The sequence below is a fragment of the Daquilactobacillus linshuiensis genome (assembly GCF_052828685.1).
Genome location: NZ_CM128255.1, coordinates 1,024,776 through 1,046,759, shown reverse-complemented (window position 1 = coordinate 1,046,759; position 21,984 = coordinate 1,024,776). Strand labels below are relative to the sequence as shown.

The window sequence follows — 21,984 nt, the reverse complement described above, 5'->3', positions numbered from 1 at the left end:
GATGTTCAGGTTGAACGACCCACTTGAAGATTTTATTAAAATTAACAACAAAAAATATTCAGTAGACATGTCCTTCGATAATGTTCTAGATGCACTTGATTATTTGAATGATAAAGAAATGACAGTCATTGACAGAATCGACACTTTTATAGATTTAATGATCATTGATTTTACAGCTAATTCTGAATTAGAAAAGAAATCTGCTGTTGAGCAAGTAATCAAACTGATAAACATAGAACCGGTTGAAAGTCAGAAATACGATATTGAAGGTAATCCAATGCCAACTAAAAAAGGAAATGAGAATGAACAACTCATTTCCTTTTCTTTTGATTCCAAATATATTTATGCGGCTTTTATGCAAGCTTATGGAATTGACTTAATAGATCAACAAGGAAAACTTCATTGGGTCAAATTTTCTGCAATGTTAAATGCACTTCCGGAAGATACAATGATGAGAAAAATCATTGATATTAGAGGGACCGATTTAAAAGATATCAAGGATAAAAAAGAAAAAGCTCGAATGAGAGAGCTAAAAAAAACATATAGATTACCAAACCAAGAAATAGAGGAAGGAGGAGAAGATTATGGCTAATGATGGAACGGTTAGAATTACTATTGAGGCTGATGGTAATAAAGCTATTAAAACTGCTAAAGATTTAGAATCTGTATTTAATGGTTTGAGTAAAACTAAAGGTACAGATGGTATTAATAAAAGTCTTGACGAGACTGCTCGCAGTGGTGGAAAAGCCAGAGTTTCAATTATGGATATGGCAGCTTCAATGGGAGTAGTAAAAGTTGCTAGCGCCGCTTTTAATGTATTAAAAAGTAATGTTGCCGGCGCAGTACAAAGGTTTGATACTTTAAATCGCTATCCTGTTGTTATGAAAGCACTTGGTTATTCAGCAAAAGATACTAATAAATCAATGAAACTTTTAAACAAAGGAATTGATGGTTTACCAACATCTTTAGATGAAATCACTTCATCATCACAACAATTCGCAACGCTAACTGGTAGTGCAACATCAGGTGCAAAAGCTGCTTTAGCATTGAATGACGCATTCTTAGCGAGTGGTGCAAGCTCTGCCGATGCAAGCCGTGGAATGGTTCAATATACTCAAATGTTATCGTCTGGAAAAGTCGATATGATGTCGTGGCGTACTTTAATGGAAACTATGCCATCATCATTAGACAAAGTTGCCAAGTCATTTGGACTAACAGGTAAATCAGCCAAAATGGATTTATATAATAAGTTGCAAAGCGGCGAGATTACTATTGATCAATTAAATGATAGATTTGTAAAACTTGATGGTGGAGTAGGTGGATTTGCAAAAATGGCAAGAAAGAATTCGGCAGGTATTGGTACATCGTTTACCAATATGTCTAATTCTATTAAAAAAGGTTTAGCCAATACCTTAACTGCAATTGATGATGGATTGAACAATGCGGGATTACCTGGAATAGCCGAATCGTTCAATAATATGAAAGATGTCATTAATACTGCTTTTACTTCTATAAACGCAAAAGTAACTCAGACCATACCACCTATAATTAATACTATAAAAGGTTTAGTAAGCTTTGTTCAAAAAAATAAAGATTGGTTAGAACCATTAGTAGTAGGAATTGGAAGTTTTGCTGTTGCCTTAAAAGTAGTTAGAACTGCCAAAACAGCATTTTCGGGACTTAAAGCTGCAATGACCGTTGGCAAAGTTGTATCTCAACTAGCGGGAGACACTGACTTATTAAAGACAGCATTAGCTAACATGAGTAAAGAAAGCAAACTTGCTGCTTTAGCACAAGAAGCATTAAATGTAGCTCAATCATTAAGTCCTACAACATGGATTATCATTGGAATTATGGCACTTGTTGCAGCTTTAGTATGGTTTTTTACTCAAACAAAAACTGGCAAAAAGATAGTTGAAGATGTTACTAAAGCTATTCAAAACGCATGGAATAAGACTGCTTCTTTCTTATCTCAACTATTTAAGAAAATAGCTAAAGCAGCAAATGATATATGGAATGGATATGTTGATTACATTAAATCTGTAATTAATGGCTTTAAAAATGCATGGAGTGGCGTTGTTTCCTTCTTTTCTGGAATAGTTACTGGAATACAAAATGTTTGGAATGGAATCACTACCTTTTTTAGTAATTTATGGAACGGTATAGTTCAGGCGATGATGCCATACTGGCAAAGTTTTCTTACATCTATTCAACCAATAGTAGATGCTTTTATGAACTTATGGTCAGCATTAAGTTCGTTCTTTTCAACGTTGTGGAACGGTATTGTATCGATTGCAAAAGTAATATGGTCTGCATTTGTATCATATTTCAATTCATTAATAACGACAATCACTAGTGTTTGGATTACTATTTCTTCATTTTTTAGTGGATTATGGCAAAGTATAGTAAATATTTCAATGTCAATCTGGCAGGGAATTGTTACATTCATGACGCCTATAATTCAAACGGTTCAGGTAATGTGGTCAGGGTTAGTAGCATTTTTTGCCATTTTATGGCAATCAATTGTAACTGTCGCTACAGCCATATGGTCTGGACTAGTTGCTTATTTCACTTTTGTTTGGACAACAATTGTAACTATAGCAACCACCATTTGGAATATGCTTCAGACTGTAATAAGTACTGCGATTAATGTCATTATGGTTATAATTCAGACGGTCTTAAACGTTATTGTAGGTATTTGGTCAGTTATTTGGAATTCAATCGTTGCTGTAGTAACAACCATTTGGAATATTATAGTTACTGCAATCTCAACCGCAATTAATGTTCTAGCAGGAATTATTAATGTGGTAACTGCTGCAATTCAAGGTAACTGGACTGCCGTTTGGAATTCGATAAAAGGAATTGCCACAACTATTTGGAACGGTATTAATAAGGTAATAACTTCGGTGATGAATGGAATTAGAGCAGTTGTTTCTTCCGTTCTAAATGGAATTCGTGGTATTTGGAGTTCTGTTTGGAATGGAATAAAAAGTGTGGCTTCTTCTATATGGAATGGTATTAAATCAGTTATAACAATAGCTATTAATGGTATAAAAAGTGTAATTAATGGAATACGATCAGTTATTGGAAGTGTAAGTAGTACATTTAATTCCATTAAAAGTGCTATGGTTGCACCAATTCAAGCAGCTAAAGGTATCATTGATGGAATTATCAACGGAATAAAAAATGCGATTAATGGTGTAAAGAATATCGGTGGAAGTATTAAGAAAAAACTCGGTTTTAGCTTAGAAATACCATCAATTGATAACGGTGCAGGAGAAGGACCAGGTCAAGAATCGACTAGTCCAGTTTCTGCAATGAGTAATTTAGCAAACTCAGCAAGAACAATGATGGCAAGTAAAAGTATGCCAAATTTTGCATTTGCTGGAATAACTCCCGAAACTTTCTCAGGAATAAACACGTCCGCTAGACCAACAAATTCAGTTGTTAATAATTATCAAAAATTTGATAAAGTTTCAACTGAAAATAATGGAAGCAATGAGTTAGATAGTCCTATTGAATTAAATGTATCTGTCGAAGTTGATAATAAATCAATATTTAGAGGTGCTGGAGAGGTAATGCAAAGCGAGTTAAATAGAAGCAAGAAGATGAATTTAAGACTTGGAGGACAAAGATAGTGGCTTTCAAAGTGTTCTTTAATGGATATGATTTAAGTAAGTATTTAAATGTCGTTTGGGGTTTTAGTAGAGATATAATTTCCGATAGAACGAATACTGTTCAAAAAGTTGGTAATAATAGCGGAAGTATTCTTCTAGATTCTACTATTGAGTCTAAAACAATTAAAATGCCATTTATTATGCTTAATAAAAATCTCGATACAATTGATAAGCTTGCAAAAATATTAAATGTTAGTGAAGAAAAAGAATTAGTATTTGAAGATCAAACTGACAGAATATTTTTTGCAATTCCAACAGGAAGCATAGATTTTGACGAATTAAGAAATTCTGGAAAAGGTACTATTAATTGGTTAGTAACAGATTCACATTCTCACGCTGCACAATCAACTAAAGTTGATAATTTTAGCAATTCTAGTTCACCAACTAATACCGTTAAATTTTTTAATAACGGAACTGATAAAACACCAATCAAGGTTAGTGCTGAAATGTTATCTGATAATGGATTTCTCGGGTTAACTCTTGGTAACAGGTTTTATCAGATTGGTAATCCGCAAGAAGTGGATGGAACATATTTTGATAATTCAGAAGAATTAGTAAAAGGTGACCCAATGCCTACTTCAAATCAAGGTGAAATTAACAAGCCTAATTTTGAAGTAATACCTCCGGAACAGGGCAATTTAAAGTTAGGTGGAACTATTGGAACTAATCAATGGAAGCAATTATTCGCTGATGGATTTGGTGATGATTCCTATGAAGGTCCACATGGTCCGTCAATAACATTTAAATTGCCAGCTGATTCATCGAAAAAAGAAGGGTCTAAGGACTTTGAGTTTAGATGGCATTCAGCTTTTAGACCAACTAATCTAAACCAATTGGGAGAAATGACCGCTACTATTCATGATGAAAGCGGTAGAGCATTAGCTTCAATGGCTTTTAATAATTTAACCACTTTAACGACTGACACTACTGTTAGATTTGATATAAATGGTAAGAGCTATTTTAACCAAGTAATACCCAATATGCCTAAAGGGTTTGAAGGTCACGCTAAAATAATTAAATCAGGTAATCAATTCACATTTGCTTGGTTCAATTTAAAGCCTATGACCTTTATTTGCAATGAATTAGCTGAGTCAAAAGCTTACTACGTATCTTTCAGTTTTCTTAAATGGAAAGATTACTCACCCATTGAAATAATGGGAATTATTAACTGGAATTTCAGAAAAAATTTCACTGATTTTAATAACATTCCTAATTTCTTTCAAAATGGTGATGTTTTAACGCTTGATAGTGAAAGTAATCAACTTAAAATTAATGAATTAACTGATTGGGATAGAGTGGATATTGGCTCTCAACCACTACTAGCAGATGTTGGCGAAAATGAATTAAAAATAATTAATTCTGATTGGGCTAAAATTCCAAAGGTATCAGTAGAATTTAGAGAAAGGTGGCTTTAATTTGAATTGGTTTATATTTTCAAGAGATATGCACGTACTTTGTAATCCAAGTACTGATTCTAAAGACAGCTTGCCAATCTATAATGACAAACAGAATATTGTAATTTCAAACAATACAGTTGTTTCAACGTATGATTTCACTGTTCCACAGAATCACCCCGACGCTAAATTCTTAAAATATGGTAATTATATTGTTTTTAAAGATAAATACGAAAAAACAAAGATGTATACATTAATTGAGTTTGATGGAGATGATACTGAAACTGATTGGCATGCTGAAGATGTTGGACTTGATTTGTTAAATGAAACTGCTGATAAATGGGACTTCACAGGTCAACCACACGACATTAAATGGTATTTAGAAAACCATCTACTATTTGATACCGGGTGGACTGTTGGAATTAATGAAGTTTCAGATTTAACTAGAGCATTGAAATTCGAAGGTCAGAGCGATACTTCTTTAAAACGATTAGGCGATATTGCTAATCAATTTGATGGTGCAGAAGTTGATTTTACTATTGAATTAAATGGAAACTTAATTACGAAACAAGAAATTAACATTTATAAGAAAATAGGTTCAAAAGCTATTTCACAACGATTTGTGGACAGTCAAAACTTAATATCTTTAAACAGTAAAGGCAGTATTGCTGATTTAAAAACAGCACTAATTGGCTATGGTTCTCAACCTGAATCCACAGATGGAAAAACTAATGAAGCACCAATTACTTTTAAAGATATTAATTATGATGATGGACAGTTCTTTAGCCCATATGGCTCAGAGTATTTAATGGATAGAGTTAATCATCAACAGTGGTCTAGATATTCAGGTTATGACCCCAACAATCCAAAAGAAACAAATGGGTATATAGTTGGCATATATTCATATGACACTAAAGACCCACAGGAACTTTTGAAACGTACTATTACTCAACTTCAAAAAGTTAATCACCCGAACGAAACATACGAAGCTAACTTATTAGATATCAAGGCGGACATTGGAGATTATGTGCAGATAGCTCATAACAACTTCAATCCGCCTATTTATTTATCCGCTAGAGTTGAATCAGTAACCAATTGTTATACTCAAAAAGGACAAGATACTGGTACTTTAGGTGACTATTCAAAGTTAACTTCTAATGTAGACCAAAATATCAAAGATATTTTAAATAATTTAAATGGTGTAACGATTAATAATTCAACAATGAGTTCTTCAACAGTTAAAGGTTCTAAAATGGTTAACGAGTTTAAATATGATGAAGGTGGTGGAACCCAAGCCGTAGGAACTTCCATAATTGAAAATGGTGCATTTAAAATTGATTATAAAGAAGTTTTAGGAAATGGAGCTGATGGACTTTCAGGTGAAGTTCAATTATATAATCAGGGGTTTCAACAGACTTTAAAAGATTCAAGCGGTAAAGTTTTAACTTCAATGTCTTTAACAGCAGATGGATTGACTTTGATTAACAATTTGAGTAGCAGAAATACGACAGGTCAATTAACTGCTGAAGATATTGATAGTGCGGGACCAATTTATTATAAATCGTCGAATGCAGACGGTAGCTATGTTTTAAGTTTAGAAAAACATTTTAGAAAAGTTTGGATTAGTGGAGTGATTGTGCTACCTCAAGCTTCTTTTCCAAACTATGTACATATATTTGATATTCCTGATACTAAAATGAGGACTAAAATTAATAGATATATTTTTGGTAATTTAGTTGGCAATAACCCAATTCCGGGAATGTTGGAGGTTAGACCTGATGGTTCAGTATGGGCTGCGGGAGTTCCTCAAGCTGGGCGATATTCATTCGAGAGTAAATCATACTCAACAGATGCAGTAGATTTATCGAAAGCAAAATTTATAACAATAAAGTAATGAAAGGAGAAATACATGAGTGAAACCGTAATTAAATTAGATTTAAATAATCAAACAATATTTAATCCCATTGTAAAAATTAGAATGGGTGACGGAAATATATTAAATATCAATGTAAGTATTTTCGATAATGGAGAGACTGCTGACCTATCTAAGTTTAATAAAGCTGAATTTAGAGGGACAAATAGTAATAGTGAGTTAGTAATTAAAGAACTATCTGATTTTCAAAAAAATGAGTTTGAATTTACTTTTCCCAAAACTGCAAGCTCAGTTGCTGGAGCATTTAAAAGAGCATATTTTGTTTTTTATACATCAGATGGTCAAATTTCTACATCTGATTTTAATATTCAGGTATTTCAAAATTCGGACTCAAATAGCAAACACGCTGATGAATTGGTTGATAAATATAATGAGTATTTAAAAAAACTTCAAGATATATTTGATTCTGGCAAAGCTGGTTTGGATACTGAAATCAAAGAATTAAAAGATAAACTTGAAGAAATTTCAAATAAATTAAAAGATGTGAATTTTGTGACTCAAGATGATTTAAAAACGTATGCCAAAAGTTCAGATTTAGATAATTATGTTGAAACTATAGATTTTGAAAACCATAAAAATGAATCAGATAAGAAGTATTTAAATCAAAATGTAGGAACTATTGATAGTACAACAGATTGGAATACAATTACGAAGTCAGGGATATACCATGTAAATGGTAGCAATGGTGCTAATGCACCGCTTGGTAGTACTAAAACATGGGGTGATTTACTTGTAATTGCTAATGGTAATTGGATAGAGCAACACTATTTCTGCGCTACTCAACGAGGAACAGAATATATTAGAAGTTATTCAGGGGAAAATTCCGTATGGAGCCCTTGGAATAGCCCCATTATGGCAAATGATTTTATTAAAAAAATCGATTTAAAGCCAATTAATGGAGCTACTCAAAGCTGCCATTTAACTATAGTTGGTGAAAAATCCATAACATTAACTTTTGATACGAAGATACCTAAAAGTGCTGCTGTTACTTGCTACAAGATTGATTCAAAGTACGCACCAAAAGTTAATACACCATTTACGTTGGGACATAACAGCATGTCATCTCAGGCCGTATTAGTAATTACTGTCAAAGGTGATATTGTGATAACAAACGACGATGATCAGAAAGCAGTATTCGGAAGTTTTTCATATTCAATCTAAATCTAGGAGAAATAAATTGGAAAAATTAATATATTTTTATGATGAGAATTTAATATTCTCAGAATGTAAGATTTTAGAAACAGAAGAGTTACCAGAAAATGCAACTCTTAAAGCCCCAAGAACTGAAGTGGGATATGAACCATATACGTATGATCCTGCTGCAGATGATTGGAAAGGTGTATCAGAAGAAGAGTATTTAAAAGCTCATCCAGAACCTGAACCAGAAGCACCTGAACCAAGTGAAGTAGATAAAGCAATTGCTAAACTAACATTAAACCAAGCTACTCAAAAGGTAGCTCAAGATAAATTCAATGCTAATGTATTGCTACAAATTGCTAAAATTGGAGGTAATAAATAATGTTTGAATATATTAAAAGTTATTTTGAAATGGGTCTATATTCCGAATCAGACTTAGATACATTCGTATCTTCTGGAATGATTACAGAAGAGGAAAAACAAGAAATTTTAAAAGAAAAATCAAAATAGACTAGCTACTGATATTTAGTAGCTAGTCTATTTGTTAGGAGATTAACTTGAATTTAGAAAAAGAGGTAGAAAGTCATACAGGAAGAATTAAAACTCTTGAACATGATGTTAAAGAGCTTAGTCAAAATTTAAGAGATGGTCTTCAAAGAGTAGATCAATCAAACGAATATTTGAGAACTCAAAACAATGACATTTTAAAAGAGATTATTAAAAGAAATTCTAATGCCGAACAGAGAGATTACGAATTAAAAAAATTAGGAAAAACAAATCAAGTTAAAATGTTTGGAATGATTTTTGGAGCGAGCGGTTTAGCTGCTTTGGTTTTAGATTTCTTAATGAAGTTAGTTAAATAGGAGGAATATATATTGAAAAATAAAATAAGTAAATTAGTAGTCGCCTTAATGGCGATTTTTTTGTTGGTTTTAACAAATGTAGCAAGTGCATATAGTGTTGACTACACATATGCATTGAATGGAAATGAAGGAACATATCAAATTCCATACAACAGATTAATTATTGCGCACGATACAGGAACTTATGCTCCAGCTCGTAATAATGCAATATTTGAAAAGCGTACTTGGTTAAGTAATCAAGCATTCGTTCAATACATAGTAGGTGATGGTGGGCATGTTTACAAAGTTGGACGTGATGGAAATGTAAGTTGGGGTGCTGGTTCATGGGCTAATGCTAACGCACCAGTTCAAGTAGAGTTGGCAAGAACCTATAGTCAAGCACAGTTCAATATTGATTATGCGGTATACGTTAATCTTTTGAGAGATTCAGCACGTACATACGGTATATCAACTAATCTAGATACTGGATACGGAATTGTTGGTCATAAATGGGTATCCGATAATGTCTGGGGTGATCATCAAGATCCATACGGATATTTAGCAAGTCACGGAATTAGTAAAGCTCAGTTCGCTCAAGACTTAAAGACAGGATTACCTGAGAACGGAAATTATCACCCTAATAATTCATCATCAATCCAACAATTTAAGAATGCTGGAAACTGGTATACAATCAATAAACCTATAAGGGTAGATGAAGTCAGGTACTGGAGAGGTTGCTGGCAATTCGTTAATTATGAATTAGCAGGTGGACGTGATGTGAACTGGGATAATAACGGTATTCCCTTAGCAATCGTAACTAGAACTGATGGTGGAGATAATGACAATGTTGGTAAAGGTGCAATGGTTAAATTTGATAGTCCTTGGAATACAGGTACAATTGATTCATATGACCCTGCAACAAATGGCGTAGGAGTTAATTATGGAAAATATGGCATGATTTGGTTCAACGCGGATACATTGTTAAAATTATAGAAACATTAAAAAGAGGTCTAGCTACTTAATGTAGTTAGGCCTCTTTTTATTTTAAAGAAATTTATAAATTATAATTTATAAAAAGTTATCCACAATTTCATGTATGATAAATACTGTTAAATAGGTTTTTTACCAATTTTAAAGTTAGTAATTTAAGAAAAATATTTTGTGTTTTCCACAAGAATATTGGTTATAAATGCTGATATGTAAGTATTCTTAATGTGTTGCATTTTTAAAACAATGTTGCTAATATAGTAGATGAGCAAGTCATTGAGTGGCCTTGCTTAGCTTTGCTTTTTTTATTTAGTGTAGTAGATAGCACACTATGTTGCCAGGTGAAAGCTTATTTCACCCCTAGTTCTGAGTAGAGACTGATCTATTCCTGTGCTATATAAAATGCCGGTGCCAGTTTTTCTGGCATCGGTTTTTTATTTGGAGGAGAAGAACATTGGAAAATCAATTTGACAAAGAAGTTCCTATCATTATTGATAAGGAAAATGATATTGATTTTTATAGAATATTAGTAGATTACCGTAATTTCTTTTCTGGTAGATCAATTAAAATTACTACTAATTATAATTTACTTAGTACATTTATTGTATCTTTTAATGATAATGATTTACCTCACTTAATGGGATGGCATAAGTTGAGAAATAGTAGAGCTACAAAATTAATATCTGCTGTTGAAAGTGGTTCTTTGACAAAGGAAAAAGTAAAAAGGCATCCAAAATGGCATGAAGCTTCTCAAAGAATGCTTTCTTATAATTTTATGCATAGAATTTTTGTTGATCAAGATATATCTGCCTTTGTTTATACAAGAGAAATGAAACCCAACAGACAAAATCTTGATATTGTATTTTTAAATAATAGAAAAAAAGATACTGTTATTCTCGGCTTAAGGAAAGCTAATGGTAGGGATACATTTATACCAACAACTTTGCACGTTGAGCCATTGAATAATTCATATAATGGCAGAAGAAGAACTAGAATAAAATCTACTGAGTGGTTATAGTGGTATTTATTTTTTAAATAAAAGATTTATTATGAATAATTACTAAAAAAGCTCACTGCTTACTTGATTAAATTCAGGTAGGTAGTGGGCTTTTTTTTATTTGTCACAATCAACTATTGCTAAGGTTAATTTTATTATGTCTAAGGTTATGAGATAATAAACCAAATTTAAAATATTAATGAGTGGGGAAATTAATATGGTTATAAAAAGTGATAAACATGTAGCTAGTCAATTAGCTAATGGTATTGGGGAATCAATTACTGACTTAAGTGGGATAAAGGGTAACTCAATAGACCAAGATAGCACAACTAATGTATCTGTAGTAAAAACTGCTAGTAATACAATAGATGATGTAGTTGGTTTTGTCTCTAAATATGAATTAGCTGTTAAACAAGTGATGAAAGATATTAAGTCTGTTGCTGATAATTTTGAAGTAACTGATAAGGACACAAAGAAATTATTTGAAAAGATTAAGTAGGCGTAATCATGACAGATAGTAAAATCGATTCAATTAATAATGAACTTAAAGACATAGAAAATAAAAGATTTGATATTGAAGATGAAATACATAAGAACCAAAATCTTCAAGAAGATAACTTTAATAATTTAACTCAATCTAGGGCAACAATGAATGATATACAAACTGATTTTTATCGAGATGAAAAATTAGGTACTTGGTTAAATGATATGAGTTTAGAACTAGAACAAAGACAAAAGAAAACTGAACAATTATTAGAAGACAAAGATAATGATTTAAGAAGTAAGAAGAATAGCTTAAATAATAAGTCAGAAGAATTAATCTCACAAAGACGTAAATTATACTAAGGGGAAGTATATAAATGGGACTAAGATATGTAATTGATAGTGCTGAAGAGCAGTCAGAATCAAGTATTAGATATTGTAATAAAATAATTGAAGCAATGGATTCATCAATTAAAGCTTTAAATAAGTTTGTTAACGATGAAGAATTACAAGGTAAGACATATAGTTCCGCAAAGAACTTTGTAAGACAAATTCATATACCTTTAGCTAAGGGGATAGTTGAAGTATGTGAAGAAGTGATAAAGAAAAACAAACATTACGTTTCAAAATATAGAAGTGATGTAGCTACAGTAACTGTAGATGAAGACAGAGAAAATCAACATATAAGTAAAGTTCAAAGACAAATTTCAAATACAAGAGCTTTAAATGACGCACTACCTAATCCAATGTCTAAGAGTTCTATTGAGATATACCAAGAAATAGAAAAACAATTAAAAAAGAAGATACAAGATTTATATGATTATGACTCAGAAACTCATAATAGTTTTGAATCAGTAGAGAATTTATTAAGTAGTTTATCTAGAGGTTTTCAACAACTATCAGCACATTCAGGATTTAATCCTAAGACTGGTACATTTTCAACAGAGGGAATGGATTTAAGTTGGACAAAGAGTATTAATGATAATTGGAAGAGTTCTAAAGAAGAACAGATAGAAGAATTAGAAAAAAATTTTGGTATTAGTAAAGAGATTGCTAAATTAATTATAAAAATGCAAAATAAGGTTCATGATTATGCCAAGAAACATCATATGAATCAAGATGAAGAAAATCACTTTTATTTTAGTCTTTTGGCTTCGGCTGCAGGATATCAAGGAAATTTTGTTTGGGGAACAGCTGCTAATAATCCTGGAACTAATGATTTGGAAAAAATACTTAAAAATATGGGATTTTCAAATCATGAAATTAATAAAATGATAACAAATAAAGATAAAGAATATTATCCATATGTTAGTAAGAAATATGATTTTGGTCATTTAATGGCTTGCTTATCAGTCATTACAAACAATAATTCTGGGAAGACTATTGCAGATATCGGAACCACTTCTACATTCTCTTTTTTAAATACAGATAATGAAACGATTAACAGAACTTCTAGGGGATCTTATGACAGAATAGATGAAGCAGCAACATTTAGAGGAGATATTGCATCGGGATCATTTGACAGAAAAGATTATATGGCGGATGTTGATTCTTTAAATCTTAAAAAAAGGGGACCAGGAAAAGGTAATGTTTTAGATATATTAAATAAGTATTTTGCATCACTTTCAAATGGAACAAATAGAGCAAATGAGTTAGCAAAAAATTATGGTGGAAAAAATAATTTACATAATAGAGTTTTTGATAGCATAGATGATGCAGGTAATTTGAAATTAGCATTTAACAAATGGAAGTATAATTTGAGCCATAAGGATAAACTAGACAAGAAAAATAATGACATGTGGAATTATTTTTTGAAAGATTTTAACAAGTAGGGATTATTGTATTATGAATGGAAAAATAATGAAGAAGATTATTATATTTGCTTTTTTAGTATGTATATTAATTTATGGATTTTATTATCATGAATTCAGACAAAGAAATGCTTTTTATTTTGCATATAGGAGTGATCCTACTAGTTTTAATAAGACTAGAAAAGGACTTATTAAGTCTATTGATAATAGTGGTGATATGCAGAGAGAGATTTTAAAAGATAATGGTGTAGACTTCGAGGTGTTGCATGGTGGACGTGGAGTTAAATTTATTAGTGTATCAGACAGTCAGAATTATATTACTTTTAGTAATAGTGATTCGTCATATAACATTGGGAATAATAATTCAAAGGATGTATATATGTCAGGATTAAAACCAAATTCAAAAGAACTTAAGATAAAGAAAAAAGGCATGAAAATGTATTTTAAGGTTATTAAAGAACTTTATGAAAAATGGGAATTGAGATAGTTTTAATGACTCTATATAAGAAGAGTTACTGAACTAAAGACTTAAAGATGATAATATCGATCACTAATCTCTTCGTGAAATTCTAACAATTGTTTTACTGTTGCAAAATGTCTAATGTAAATCTTAATTATAATAGAATAAATAGTTTTATACATAATTACCTCCTATATATAATTACGCAAAAATAATATAAAAAATATATGTAACTTTTTGGTTCCGGTAATGGTTCCGAGTGACGTCTGAATATGAAATAAATGAAAGATATGTTACTTGCTAAATACTTATAGATTAAGGTTTGCTATTGATTGATGTTATCTAAAATCATATTGGATATAAGAAAAATATGTTCGCTCTTCTTGGTAAACCAGGATTTGAAGAACTAGGTAAAGAGTTAAACAAACGCCTATAAGACAAAGATTTAAGCTGAATTATAAATAAGAATTAAAGCATTTAAATATTAAAAAAGACTGAAATGGTTCCGATAATGGTTCCGTTTCAGTCTTTTTTTTGTTTTTCATTAACAAAATGTTCATAAATTGATGATGCTCTTTTGACAGTCACTTCTGTTGGCTTTGCATATATTTGTGTAGACTTAATAGAAGTATGTCCTAATTGTGCTTGTATGTCTTCCAGTGGAATTCCAGCCTCACGCATTATAATAGCGTGTGAATGTCTCAATCCATGAATTGTTATTTTGGGTAACTCAGCATTTTTGGTAATTCTTGTGAATGCTCCATCTACAGCTCTTGAACGAAGTACATTGCCTTTGTTTCTTTTATAAAAAGAATATCTAAAAATAAAATCATCAATTGTTAAATCGTTATCAGCATTATTTATGGATACAATATCTCTTATACTTTCGGTGTAATCTTTGAATAGCTTTAAATTTGAACTTAATCGCTCAGTCATAAAAATTTTATGTGTTGAACCAATCGACTTTGTAGTATCTAAAACTATTGATCCAACATTTTCTCCAACTTCGCTTCTATAAAGTCTATTCCTTCGAATGAATATTGTATTATTTTTAAAATTGATGTCCTTCCAACATAGAGCCATAGCTTCGCCTTTTCTAATTCCTAATTCAATCAGGGTTAAGAAAAATAAATACCAAACTTTATCCGCTTCATATTCAGCATATTTTAGGAATATTTCCAGCTGTTCAATATTCCAATGATTCTGTTCTATTTTTGCTTCTTCTTTTGGAAATTCAACATTTAAAGTAGGATTGTAAGGTATTAGCCCGAGTTTCTTAGCTTTAGAAAAAGCGTTAGATAGAGTTAAGTTAATCAAAGATACTGTATTTCTTTTTAGTGGCTGTTGATCTTTCCCTCCATGATCTAGTAATTCATTGATGAAGTCCTGATGCATTTTGAAAGAATAATCAGCCATCTTATATTTACCAATTTTAGGAATTAAGTAATGCTCAACTTGATACCTATAGGCAATCATGGAACCTTCTTTTACATTTACCTTATATTCACTAATCCATTTATTTAAATATTCTGCAATGGTCATATTTCCTTTATAATCAGTGGTTATTTTATTGTCCATTACATCTCGTTCAATCTTGTTAGCATATTTCTTAGCTGATCGTTCGGTATCAAATCCACGCTTATGGATTTTTTTCTCTTTACCGGACCCATCTACGCCAATGTAACAAAAGACTTCATATTTAGTTAATCCGGATTTTAGCTTATATGGGACTATCCTTGCCATTGTTTTTTATTCCTTTCGGATGTAAATATCGTATTTACGAACTTATGTTCTTTTTTGACTTAAAATAAAAAGCCATAAGACTTAATTAATTTTAATTCTGCAATTTTAGTTCACTTTAATTCTTCGTAGTTGCAACTTTATATATCATCCAAATAACAATACAGATGAAAAATAAAGAATAAGTAGAGAAAAAAAATCTAAAAAAATAATTAGAAATTTTGTCGTTGTCTATATTATCATTTAGTTTAGAATTTTTAATTTTAATTGGATAGAAAGAAGCAGCTTTAGTTTTTGGAACTTCAAAAAGATAGCTTTCATTAACAAGATCAACTATTTTTATTAAACTTTTGTCTTCAGTTAAAGCAACTGAAAAATTATTATCTTCCTGTCTCTTTAATAGTTCTCCAATAATTCTATTTTTTGAATAAACAAAAGTGATATTTCCTGGTTTTTTATTAAATGATTTTATAGTGAGAAAAATACAAAATAATGCCCCTATGCTAAATAAGGAAATTAGTATTGTTGCAGGAATAATTTTTTTAAAGTTGTTCCAAAATGTTATTACGTATTCAAAAGATATAAAAAGTGAAACTAGAGAAAAGATAATTATTATAACTGCATTATATGAAATTTTTGAGTAAATTTTAGTCTTTGTACTTAATATATTTTTTTCAATAGAAGTATACGATAAATATATAATGTAGAAGTATATTATCGATCCTATCAGACCGATGGATGTAATAATTGCCATAATAATATTAACCATATATAAGGAGTTCCTTTCTTTATTTTTTTATTCCCCAGCCAGGAGTCAAACCCAGCCAAGCTATCATAGTGGGGTAGACAAGTAATTGTTACTTCATACTTGTTTGTGTTTTTCCAGATACCGCTCCATTTTCAATAGTTACATTAAAATTAGCACCGATATCACCTTTTATATCAGATGTATATTCTAATATCTTAGATGTTTGTCCAGAAATTGAAGTCTCTGAGTATCCATTTGGTTTGCCAATCTTTTTCGTTAAATCTGCTTCAGACATTCCATTTTCAATAGAATTAAAAGTATCCAAGTCTATTTTTTTACTTCTAGAAACTTTTAAACCAGAAATAGCTTTAGATACAGCATGTTCATTAGAAAATCCAATAATTACGCTTGATCCCATTTCTCCGCCGTCAACTTTGTCCCAGGTCAAATCTTCTGCTTTAATACCGCCGACAGTATTGTCAGAAGTGGAATTAGCTTTACCTAATTTTGCTATTAAATCACTTTTAGCAGTTCCATCAGTTTCACTTAATTTAACCGCATCATAATCAGCTTTATTCATACCGTCACTTTTTGCATTATGCTTTTTTGCTGAAGTATTACTTGAACTACTGTTCGAATTATTACTATTTGATTTTTTTCCACCCATTGATGAAGCAACAATAATAATTACAATAATTGCTAAAATCCAAAACCAAACTCTTTTATAAAATGGTTTCTTTTGTACATAAGTTTTGCCATTTTCATCTTTAATTTTTTTAGCCACGAATAATTCCTCCAATAAATTCATCTTTTATAGTCTTAAGTGTTTGGACTTATAGTTAATTCTTTTTTATTTTATTTATATTAATAGTATTAGTTAAATCAAAATAATAATCTTTATATTTAAAATTTAAACCAAGTTTATTTCTATAATAATCAATGGCGTTTAATATTTTATCTTCATTTATATTTAAGTGATCTGCAAGTTCAAATAATTTTGTATCACCATCTTCGTAACATTCAATTAAATCATCCAGAGTGACTAGATACGTTACAGCAGTCCGACGAGCTTGTAATTCTTGTTTTCTACTTATGGAATCATTTTTATTAACTATGTTTCCAACGGTAGTAGCATAATGAGCAACTTCTTCTGCTAATAATTCATTTTGAGTTTTCTTGCTTACTCTAGAATCAATAAATATCTCATTATCGTTATTATATCCAGGTAATCCTTCTGGCATCTTAATAAATTCAAATTTTAAAGAAGGGTACATATTTGAAAGCCTTTTTATTATATCCATTTAAGAATCAGTCCTTTTTATCTCTGTTTTTAACAAATTCAATAAAATTAGCTATTTCTTTCTTTTGATCATCGTTTAAATTATCGTCCATGTGAGCTGCAGACGTCCCTCTATTAAAATCATCTTCATTTTTAAATTGAGATTTCCCAAGCAAATAATCTGTAGATACATTGTACAAGTCAGAAAATTGACTAAGCTCGTCACTTTTAACATCTCTTTTTCCACTCTCTATTTTTGAAATAATGGAATTCTCAAGATGTAATCTTTTAGCAACCTCTGACTGGCTATAATTATGATCTTCTCTAAGATTGATTAATCTTCTAATTAAGTTATTATTCGCCAACAGTGTGCTCCTTTCTATGCGCTATTCGCATATAATGTTATCATCTTTGCGATAAAAGATACGATGTTGTGCTAAAAAAGCAAAATAATTGTTGACAATGCTAAAATCGCATATTATAGTATGTATATCGAATGCGATAATCGCATTTAAGAAAGAGGTGATATTTTGCAGTACGAAGTAGATTTGAATTTCTTAAGGAAACGAAGAAAAGAGCTTGGATTATCTAGTATAGATATGTCAAAAGCTTTGAAATTGAAGTCTCCAGACAAGTATTTAAGAAGGGAATCGGGAGTATATAGATTTCAATCAAATGAAATTCCCACACTTGCTTATAAGTTAGAAATTCCCATAGAAAAAATTTTTAAAAAGAATAATGCTAAAATCGCAAATTAGGAGGGAACATGGAAAAAGATATTGATGTAGCTCAGCAAAAAGCAAACAAGTTAGTTGAAACTTTAAAAAAAGCCAACTCATTGGCAGATGAATTGGCCCATAAAGAAATTAATAATAAGCAACTACAAATTTCTAAAGTTGGTGCTGCTCAAGTAATCAAAATAGATTTATAACAAATTACTTAATAATTTAACGATAAATACACCTACAGAAATTCCAAGCTCTGAGTGTTTTTCAAATAAGGATTTGAATTTTGATAAAAAGCCTGCAGACATAGGAATATTTGAGTCTTTAGTTATATCAAGCAATGATATTAGTTCCTCTTTCTGTTTATCAGAAACATCAGAATAAGAATCTAAAAGGTTTTTAATATCTTTTAAGTCATTAACAGAATTGTTAAATACGTTGTTGTTATTGTCACCGATAGAAGCTATGCCGTTAACCGTACCAATGGTAATAGGAGATTTAGGATTGTTTTGCTTGCTAAACTCAGTATCATATTTTACTTCAAATCCAGCATTTGGTTCTCCTGGATAAGGTATTGGATTAACTTCATTGACAAAGTATTTTTTATTTAATTCGTCAACGAGAATATCTCCCTCCATTACTTCGTAACTTGGAGTAACTTGTAGACCGTGATTACCCGTAAAGAATGCTTTTATAGTATCGACCTTAGAATCATTTCTAAACACATCAAAATCTTTACTAGATTCTTCCATAAAGCTTTTCATTTGTTCGAGATCCATATTCATATTTTATCACCTCACTTTCGTGTTAATTATACCAGTGAAGTGATTCAAAATTTTTCAAAGAACTAAAAGGAGGTGATGACATGATTACTAAAGAAGAAAAGATTAAACGTATAACAGAGCTTGACCCTAAATATACTGTGGCAATGTTGAAATCATTAAATGAATCGACTATCGACAACATGCTAATAGTTGCTAGAAATCAATTCGCTAGAGCCGTTCAAGAACAAGCATTTGAAATGGCTTAATCATTTCTACTATTTAAAGATACTAATAAATTAATCGGATAGAAATAAGAACTATTACGAATCGAAAGGAGCAATTTAATGGATATAGCTAAGCCATTAAAAAAGCATTTATTAAAAAATGATATACCTCAAAAAGCATTTGGAATACTTGCTGGTATTAGTCGGTCATCAATGAGTGATTATATGCAAGGAAGAAGTCCTAAAACTGAAAAAGCTGTAGATATTGCTAAAACTTCTAACGACTTTGAATTGAATATGAATATTATCAGTCAAATGTTCGGAATATTTAAGTTAATGGACGGTCCAAAATTAAATGGGGATGCATTAACGATTGATGCATTTACAGAATTGGAAGAGCAAGAACTACAAGCAAAATATAAAAAAAATCATGCTAGAACTTTACTTAGAAATTCTGAATTATCTAAACAAGAGCACAAAGAATTGTTAGATATAACGCTTGATGATATGGATGCGGTAATTATGAGAGTAACTAGATTAAGTGTTGAATGTGAAAAGTTAGGTGTTACTCCCATGGAATTGTTTAGCAAAAAGAAAAAAGAGTACATAGAAAAAGAATATATGGAGGCTTAATAAATGGCATTACAAGTAATTAAACCGCCTAAAAAAGTTAACAGAAGAAAACGTTATAAGAGCTACGAGTTTGTATCGATGGAAGCAATAGCAAAACATTTTAATGTAACTAAACCAACTATTACTAGATGGAGTACACGAGATGATAACCCAATGCCTAGACACAAAGCGCCATTTGGTAAGGTGGTGAATTTTGTTATCGAAGAGTGCGATAGATGGTATGAAGGAGAATGATATGGAAGGAATAATATTTTTTGGAATATTGATAATAGGAAATTGGCTCGACGGTCATAAGTTTAAAGATATGTGGGATTTCAATTTCGAAGAAAACATGAGAGCACAAAAAAAGACCCAATCAGCGGCAACTGATAAGGTCTCGAACATTAAACAAAATATTTAATAAATTAATATTAGAACATTTGGAGGCATATTTCAATGTTCAACTATGATAACTGGTTATCAGATGACGGATATGTATATCAAGATGATGAAATACCAGAACAAGATCCAGATGATTACGATGATGAATTAGGATATTAAAACTAAGGAGAAATTAATTATGGCAAATGAGTTATCAGATAAAAAAGTAAGTTATGAAGTAAATGGAGACACAGTTGAATTATCTCCAAGCATTGTTAGTCAGTTTGTAACTAAAGGAAACAGTAATCTTACAAATGAAGAAATAGTAAATTTCATGCAACTTGCAAGATTCCAAAGACTTAACCCTTTTTTGAATGAAATTTACTTAATAAAATTTGGTAGTCAACCGGCACAAATGGTTGTTTCTAAAGAAGCATTTATGAAACGTGCTGAGAATAATTCACATTATAGAGGTCTGAGAGCAGGAATTTTAGTTGACCGAAACGGTGAAATAAAACAGCTTCAAGGTGCTGTAAAGCTTAAAGATGATACTTTGATTGGTGCATGGGCAGACGTAGATAGAGATGATAGAAATTATCCAGCACACGTTGAAGTTGCTTTAGATGAGTTTTCTAAGTCACAAGCAACTTGGAAACAAATGCCACAGAATATGATTCGTAAAACAGCGATTGTTAATGCTCTACGTGAGGCATTCCCTGAAAGTCTTGGATCAATGTATACAGAAGATGATAAGGACTTGAATGAAGTTAATGGTAATTCTAAATCTAATCTTAAAAAGGTAACAGGGACTGAAACAGATAATTCATCAGTTAACGACATGCTAAACAAGGTTAAAGACGAAGTGAAAGGAGATATAAACAATGAGCCTAAATCAGAAGGACAATCTGAAACAGTTGAAAATAGTGAGCAAAGTGTCACTGAAGAAACTACAACAGAAACTGAACAACAACAATTACTATAATCCAGAAATGGATTTACCATACATGAGCTTTAGTTTATTCAAGAAATTTATTGAATGTGAAGCTGCGGCAATGAATAAGCTCTTAAATCCTAGTGAAGAAAATAATGCAACTGCCTTGTTAGTTGGTAATTATGTTCATTCATATTTTGAGAGTGAAGAAGCTCATCAAGATTTCTTAAACGAAAAAGAAAAATATATAAAGACAAGAACAGGTACATTGAGATCTGATTTTGTTAAAGCTAGTAAATATATTAAAAGATTGCAAGATTGGAAATTGTTTAATGCGTTTTACAAAGGCGAAAAAGAATCAATAGTCATTGGAAATATTGGCGGTGTTCAATGGAAAGGTAAGATCGATAATTTGAATATTGCTAAAGGTTACTTCTGTGATATTAAAACAGTTAAAGATTTTAGTAGGATTTGGAACCCTGATACTCATGAACGAGAGAATTTCGTTGTTAATCGTCAATACACAATGCAGATGTACATATATAAGACATTGTTAGAACAACAATACGGAAAAGAATTTACACCAATTATATTTGCGGTAACAAAAGAAGAACACCCAGATATTAAAGCAATTAGCTTTCAAGATTGGGACTTCTCAATTGATGAACAAACTATACAGAGTTACTTGCCTCACGTAATGAAGGTGTTATATGGCGAAGAAAAGCCAACGAGGTGTGAAAAGTGTAATTTCTGTAAAGATACTAAACAGCCAACTGATTTAGTTTCGGCTAACGATTTTTAAAGGGATGTCAAGCTGTATTTAAAAAAAGTAATAATCACTGTGCTATATGTGGCTCGA

General features: G+C 31.0%; 28 protein-coding genes. 22 read left to right on the top strand and 6 right to left on the bottom strand.

The genetic code is table 11. From position 1 onward, the window contains the following. Position 1: 1 nt before the first annotated feature. The 14 genes from ACUV9F_RS05640 (at position 2) to ACUV9F_RS05575 (ending at position 13,748) form a co-directional block, all read left to right on the top strand. The gene (locus ACUV9F_RS05640; RefSeq protein ID WP_446183304.1) at positions 2-592 is read left to right on the top strand and encodes a Gp15 family bacteriophage protein; all 591 of its coding nucleotides are present in this window, start codon (positions 2-4) and stop codon (positions 590-592) included. Next, the gene (locus ACUV9F_RS05635) at positions 585-3,638 is read left to right on the top strand and encodes a tape measure protein (RefSeq protein WP_446183303.1); all 3,054 of its coding nucleotides are present in this window, start codon (positions 585-587) and stop codon (positions 3,636-3,638) included. Before ACUV9F_RS05640 ends, ACUV9F_RS05635 begins: the two co-directional genes overlap by 8 nt. Next, a complete protein-coding gene (locus ACUV9F_RS05630) occupies positions 3,638-5,092 on the top strand; it encodes a distal tail protein Dit (protein ID WP_446183302.1) in 1,455 nt (484 codons plus the stop codon). The genes ACUV9F_RS05635 and ACUV9F_RS05630 overlap by 1 nt, the downstream gene beginning before the upstream one ends. Before the next feature lies 1 nt (position 5,093). Continuing rightward, complete coding sequence (locus ACUV9F_RS05625) at positions 5,094-6,965, top strand: phage tail spike protein (RefSeq protein WP_446183301.1); 1,872 nt, start codon at positions 5,094-5,096, stop codon at positions 6,963-6,965. Positions 6,966-6,980: 15 nt separating this feature from the next. Beyond that, entirely contained in the window at positions 6,981-8,165 is a 1,185-nt protein-coding gene (locus ACUV9F_RS05620) for a BppU family phage baseplate upper protein (protein ID WP_446183300.1), read from the top strand. A 16-nt stretch (positions 8,166-8,181) separates the two neighbouring features. Beyond that, positions 8,182-8,523 carry a hypothetical protein gene (locus ACUV9F_RS05615; protein WP_446183299.1) on the top strand — a complete coding sequence of 114 codons (342 nt, stop codon included), beginning with the start codon at positions 8,182-8,184 and terminating at the stop codon, positions 8,521-8,523. Beyond that, positions 8,523-8,651 (top strand): XkdX family protein, encoded by a 129-nt coding sequence (locus ACUV9F_RS05610; protein WP_446183298.1) that lies wholly within the window; start codon positions 8,523-8,525, stop codon positions 8,649-8,651. The genes ACUV9F_RS05615 and ACUV9F_RS05610 overlap by 1 nt, the downstream gene beginning before the upstream one ends. A 47-nt stretch (positions 8,652-8,698) precedes the next feature. Further along, positions 8,699-9,004 carry a hypothetical protein gene (locus ACUV9F_RS05605; protein ID WP_446183297.1) on the top strand — a complete coding sequence of 102 codons (306 nt, stop codon included), beginning with the start codon at positions 8,699-8,701 and terminating at the stop codon, positions 9,002-9,004. 12 nt (positions 9,005-9,016) lie between these two features. Then, on the top strand, positions 9,017-9,976 hold the full coding sequence (locus tag ACUV9F_RS05600) for a peptidoglycan recognition protein family protein (protein WP_446183296.1): 960 nt from the start codon (positions 9,017-9,019) through the stop codon (positions 9,974-9,976). A gap of 448 nt (positions 9,977-10,424) precedes the next feature. Continuing rightward, positions 10,425-10,988, top strand: coding sequence for a PBECR4 domain-containing protein (locus tag ACUV9F_RS05595; protein ID WP_446183295.1), 564 nt, complete (start codon positions 10,425-10,427; stop codon positions 10,986-10,988). 196 nt (positions 10,989-11,184) lie between these two features. Continuing rightward, positions 11,185-11,466, top strand: a complete 282-nt coding sequence (locus ACUV9F_RS05590) for a TIGR04197 family type VII secretion effector (RefSeq protein ID WP_446183294.1) — start codon at positions 11,185-11,187, stop codon at positions 11,464-11,466. A gap of 8 nt (positions 11,467-11,474) precedes the next feature. Continuing rightward, positions 11,475-11,813: a DUF3958 family protein gene (locus ACUV9F_RS05585; RefSeq protein WP_446183293.1), complete on the top strand. Its 339-nt coding sequence runs from the start codon at positions 11,475-11,477 to the stop codon at positions 11,811-11,813. A 14-nt stretch (positions 11,814-11,827) separates the two neighbouring features. Then, positions 11,828-13,282 (top strand): T7SS effector LXG polymorphic toxin, encoded by a 1,455-nt coding sequence (locus ACUV9F_RS05580; RefSeq protein ID WP_446183292.1) that lies wholly within the window; start codon positions 11,828-11,830, stop codon positions 13,280-13,282. Between the two features lie 13 nt (positions 13,283-13,295). Continuing rightward, positions 13,296-13,748 (top strand): hypothetical protein, encoded by a 453-nt coding sequence (locus ACUV9F_RS05575; protein ID WP_446183291.1) that lies wholly within the window; start codon positions 13,296-13,298, stop codon positions 13,746-13,748. A gap of 495 nt (positions 13,749-14,243) precedes the next feature. On the opposite strand, the gene ACUV9F_RS05570 is transcribed toward ACUV9F_RS05575, so the two are convergent. The 5 genes from ACUV9F_RS05570 to ACUV9F_RS05550 all read right to left on the bottom strand — a co-directional run bounded on the left by ACUV9F_RS05570 (position 14,244) and on the right by ACUV9F_RS05550 (position 17,853). Then, the gene (locus tag ACUV9F_RS05570) at positions 14,244-15,464 is read right to left on the bottom strand and encodes a site-specific integrase (RefSeq protein ID WP_446183342.1); all 1,221 of its coding nucleotides are present in this window, start codon (positions 15,462-15,464) and stop codon (positions 14,244-14,246) included. Positions 15,465-15,579: 115 nt separating this feature from the next. Further along, positions 15,580-16,230 carry a hypothetical protein gene (locus ACUV9F_RS05565; RefSeq protein ID WP_446183341.1) on the bottom strand — a complete coding sequence of 217 codons (651 nt, stop codon included), beginning with the start codon at positions 16,228-16,230 and terminating at the stop codon, positions 15,580-15,582. Positions 16,231-16,318: 88 nt separating this feature from the next. Then, the gene (locus tag ACUV9F_RS05560; protein WP_446183340.1) at positions 16,319-16,993 is read right to left on the bottom strand and encodes a DUF3862 domain-containing protein; all 675 of its coding nucleotides are present in this window, start codon (positions 16,991-16,993) and stop codon (positions 16,319-16,321) included. 55 nt (positions 16,994-17,048) lie between these two features. Further along, on the bottom strand, positions 17,049-17,510 hold the full coding sequence (locus ACUV9F_RS05555) for an ImmA/IrrE family metallo-endopeptidase (protein WP_446183339.1): 462 nt from the start codon (positions 17,508-17,510) through the stop codon (positions 17,049-17,051). A 7-nt stretch (positions 17,511-17,517) separates the two neighbouring features. Next, complete coding sequence (locus ACUV9F_RS05550) at positions 17,518-17,853, bottom strand: helix-turn-helix domain-containing protein (RefSeq protein WP_446183338.1); 336 nt, start codon at positions 17,851-17,853, stop codon at positions 17,518-17,520. Positions 17,854-18,018: 165 nt separating this feature from the next. Here ACUV9F_RS05550 and ACUV9F_RS05545 point away from each other — a divergent pair, with 165 nt between their 5' ends. Both ACUV9F_RS05545 and ACUV9F_RS05540 read left to right on the top strand, forming a co-directional pair. Then, positions 18,019-18,246 (top strand): XRE family transcriptional regulator, encoded by a 228-nt coding sequence (locus tag ACUV9F_RS05545; RefSeq protein WP_446183337.1) that lies wholly within the window; start codon positions 18,019-18,021, stop codon positions 18,244-18,246. Positions 18,247-18,254: 8 nt separating this feature from the next. Beyond that, complete coding sequence (locus ACUV9F_RS05540; protein ID WP_446183336.1) at positions 18,255-18,419, top strand: hypothetical protein; 165 nt, start codon at positions 18,255-18,257, stop codon at positions 18,417-18,419. On the opposite strand, the gene ACUV9F_RS05535 is transcribed toward ACUV9F_RS05540, so the two are convergent. Then, positions 18,414-18,998 (bottom strand): hypothetical protein, encoded by a 585-nt coding sequence (locus ACUV9F_RS05535; RefSeq protein WP_446183335.1) that lies wholly within the window; start codon positions 18,996-18,998, stop codon positions 18,414-18,416. The genes ACUV9F_RS05540 and ACUV9F_RS05535 overlap by 6 nt on opposite strands. A gap of 80 nt (positions 18,999-19,078) precedes the next feature. On the opposite strand from ACUV9F_RS05535, the gene ACUV9F_RS05530 reads away from it, so the two are divergent. The 6 genes from ACUV9F_RS05530 to ACUV9F_RS05505 all read left to right on the top strand — a co-directional run bounded on the left by ACUV9F_RS05530 (position 19,079) and on the right by ACUV9F_RS05505 (position 21,927). Further along, complete coding sequence (locus tag ACUV9F_RS05530; protein ID WP_446183334.1) at positions 19,079-19,243, top strand: hypothetical protein; 165 nt, start codon at positions 19,079-19,081, stop codon at positions 19,241-19,243. 78 nt (positions 19,244-19,321) lie between these two features. Next, positions 19,322-19,834 carry a helix-turn-helix domain-containing protein gene (locus ACUV9F_RS05525; RefSeq protein ID WP_446183333.1) on the top strand — a complete coding sequence of 171 codons (513 nt, stop codon included), beginning with the start codon at positions 19,322-19,324 and terminating at the stop codon, positions 19,832-19,834. 3 nt (positions 19,835-19,837) lie between these two features. Further along, positions 19,838-20,068 (top strand): hypothetical protein, encoded by a 231-nt coding sequence (locus tag ACUV9F_RS05520; RefSeq protein WP_446183332.1) that lies wholly within the window; start codon positions 19,838-19,840, stop codon positions 20,066-20,068. A 1-nt stretch (position 20,069) separates the two neighbouring features. After that, positions 20,070-20,234, top strand: coding sequence for a hypothetical protein (locus ACUV9F_RS05515; protein ID WP_446183331.1), 165 nt, complete (start codon positions 20,070-20,072; stop codon positions 20,232-20,234). Between the two features lie 159 nt (positions 20,235-20,393). Then, a complete protein-coding gene (gene bet, locus ACUV9F_RS05510) occupies positions 20,394-21,176 on the top strand; it encodes a phage recombination protein Bet (protein WP_446183330.1) in 783 nt (260 codons plus the stop codon). Between the two features lie 22 nt (positions 21,177-21,198). After that, positions 21,199-21,927, top strand: coding sequence for a PD-(D/E)XK nuclease-like domain-containing protein (locus ACUV9F_RS05505; RefSeq protein ID WP_446183329.1), 729 nt, complete (start codon positions 21,199-21,201; stop codon positions 21,925-21,927). Positions 21,928-21,984 lie beyond the last annotated feature (57 nt).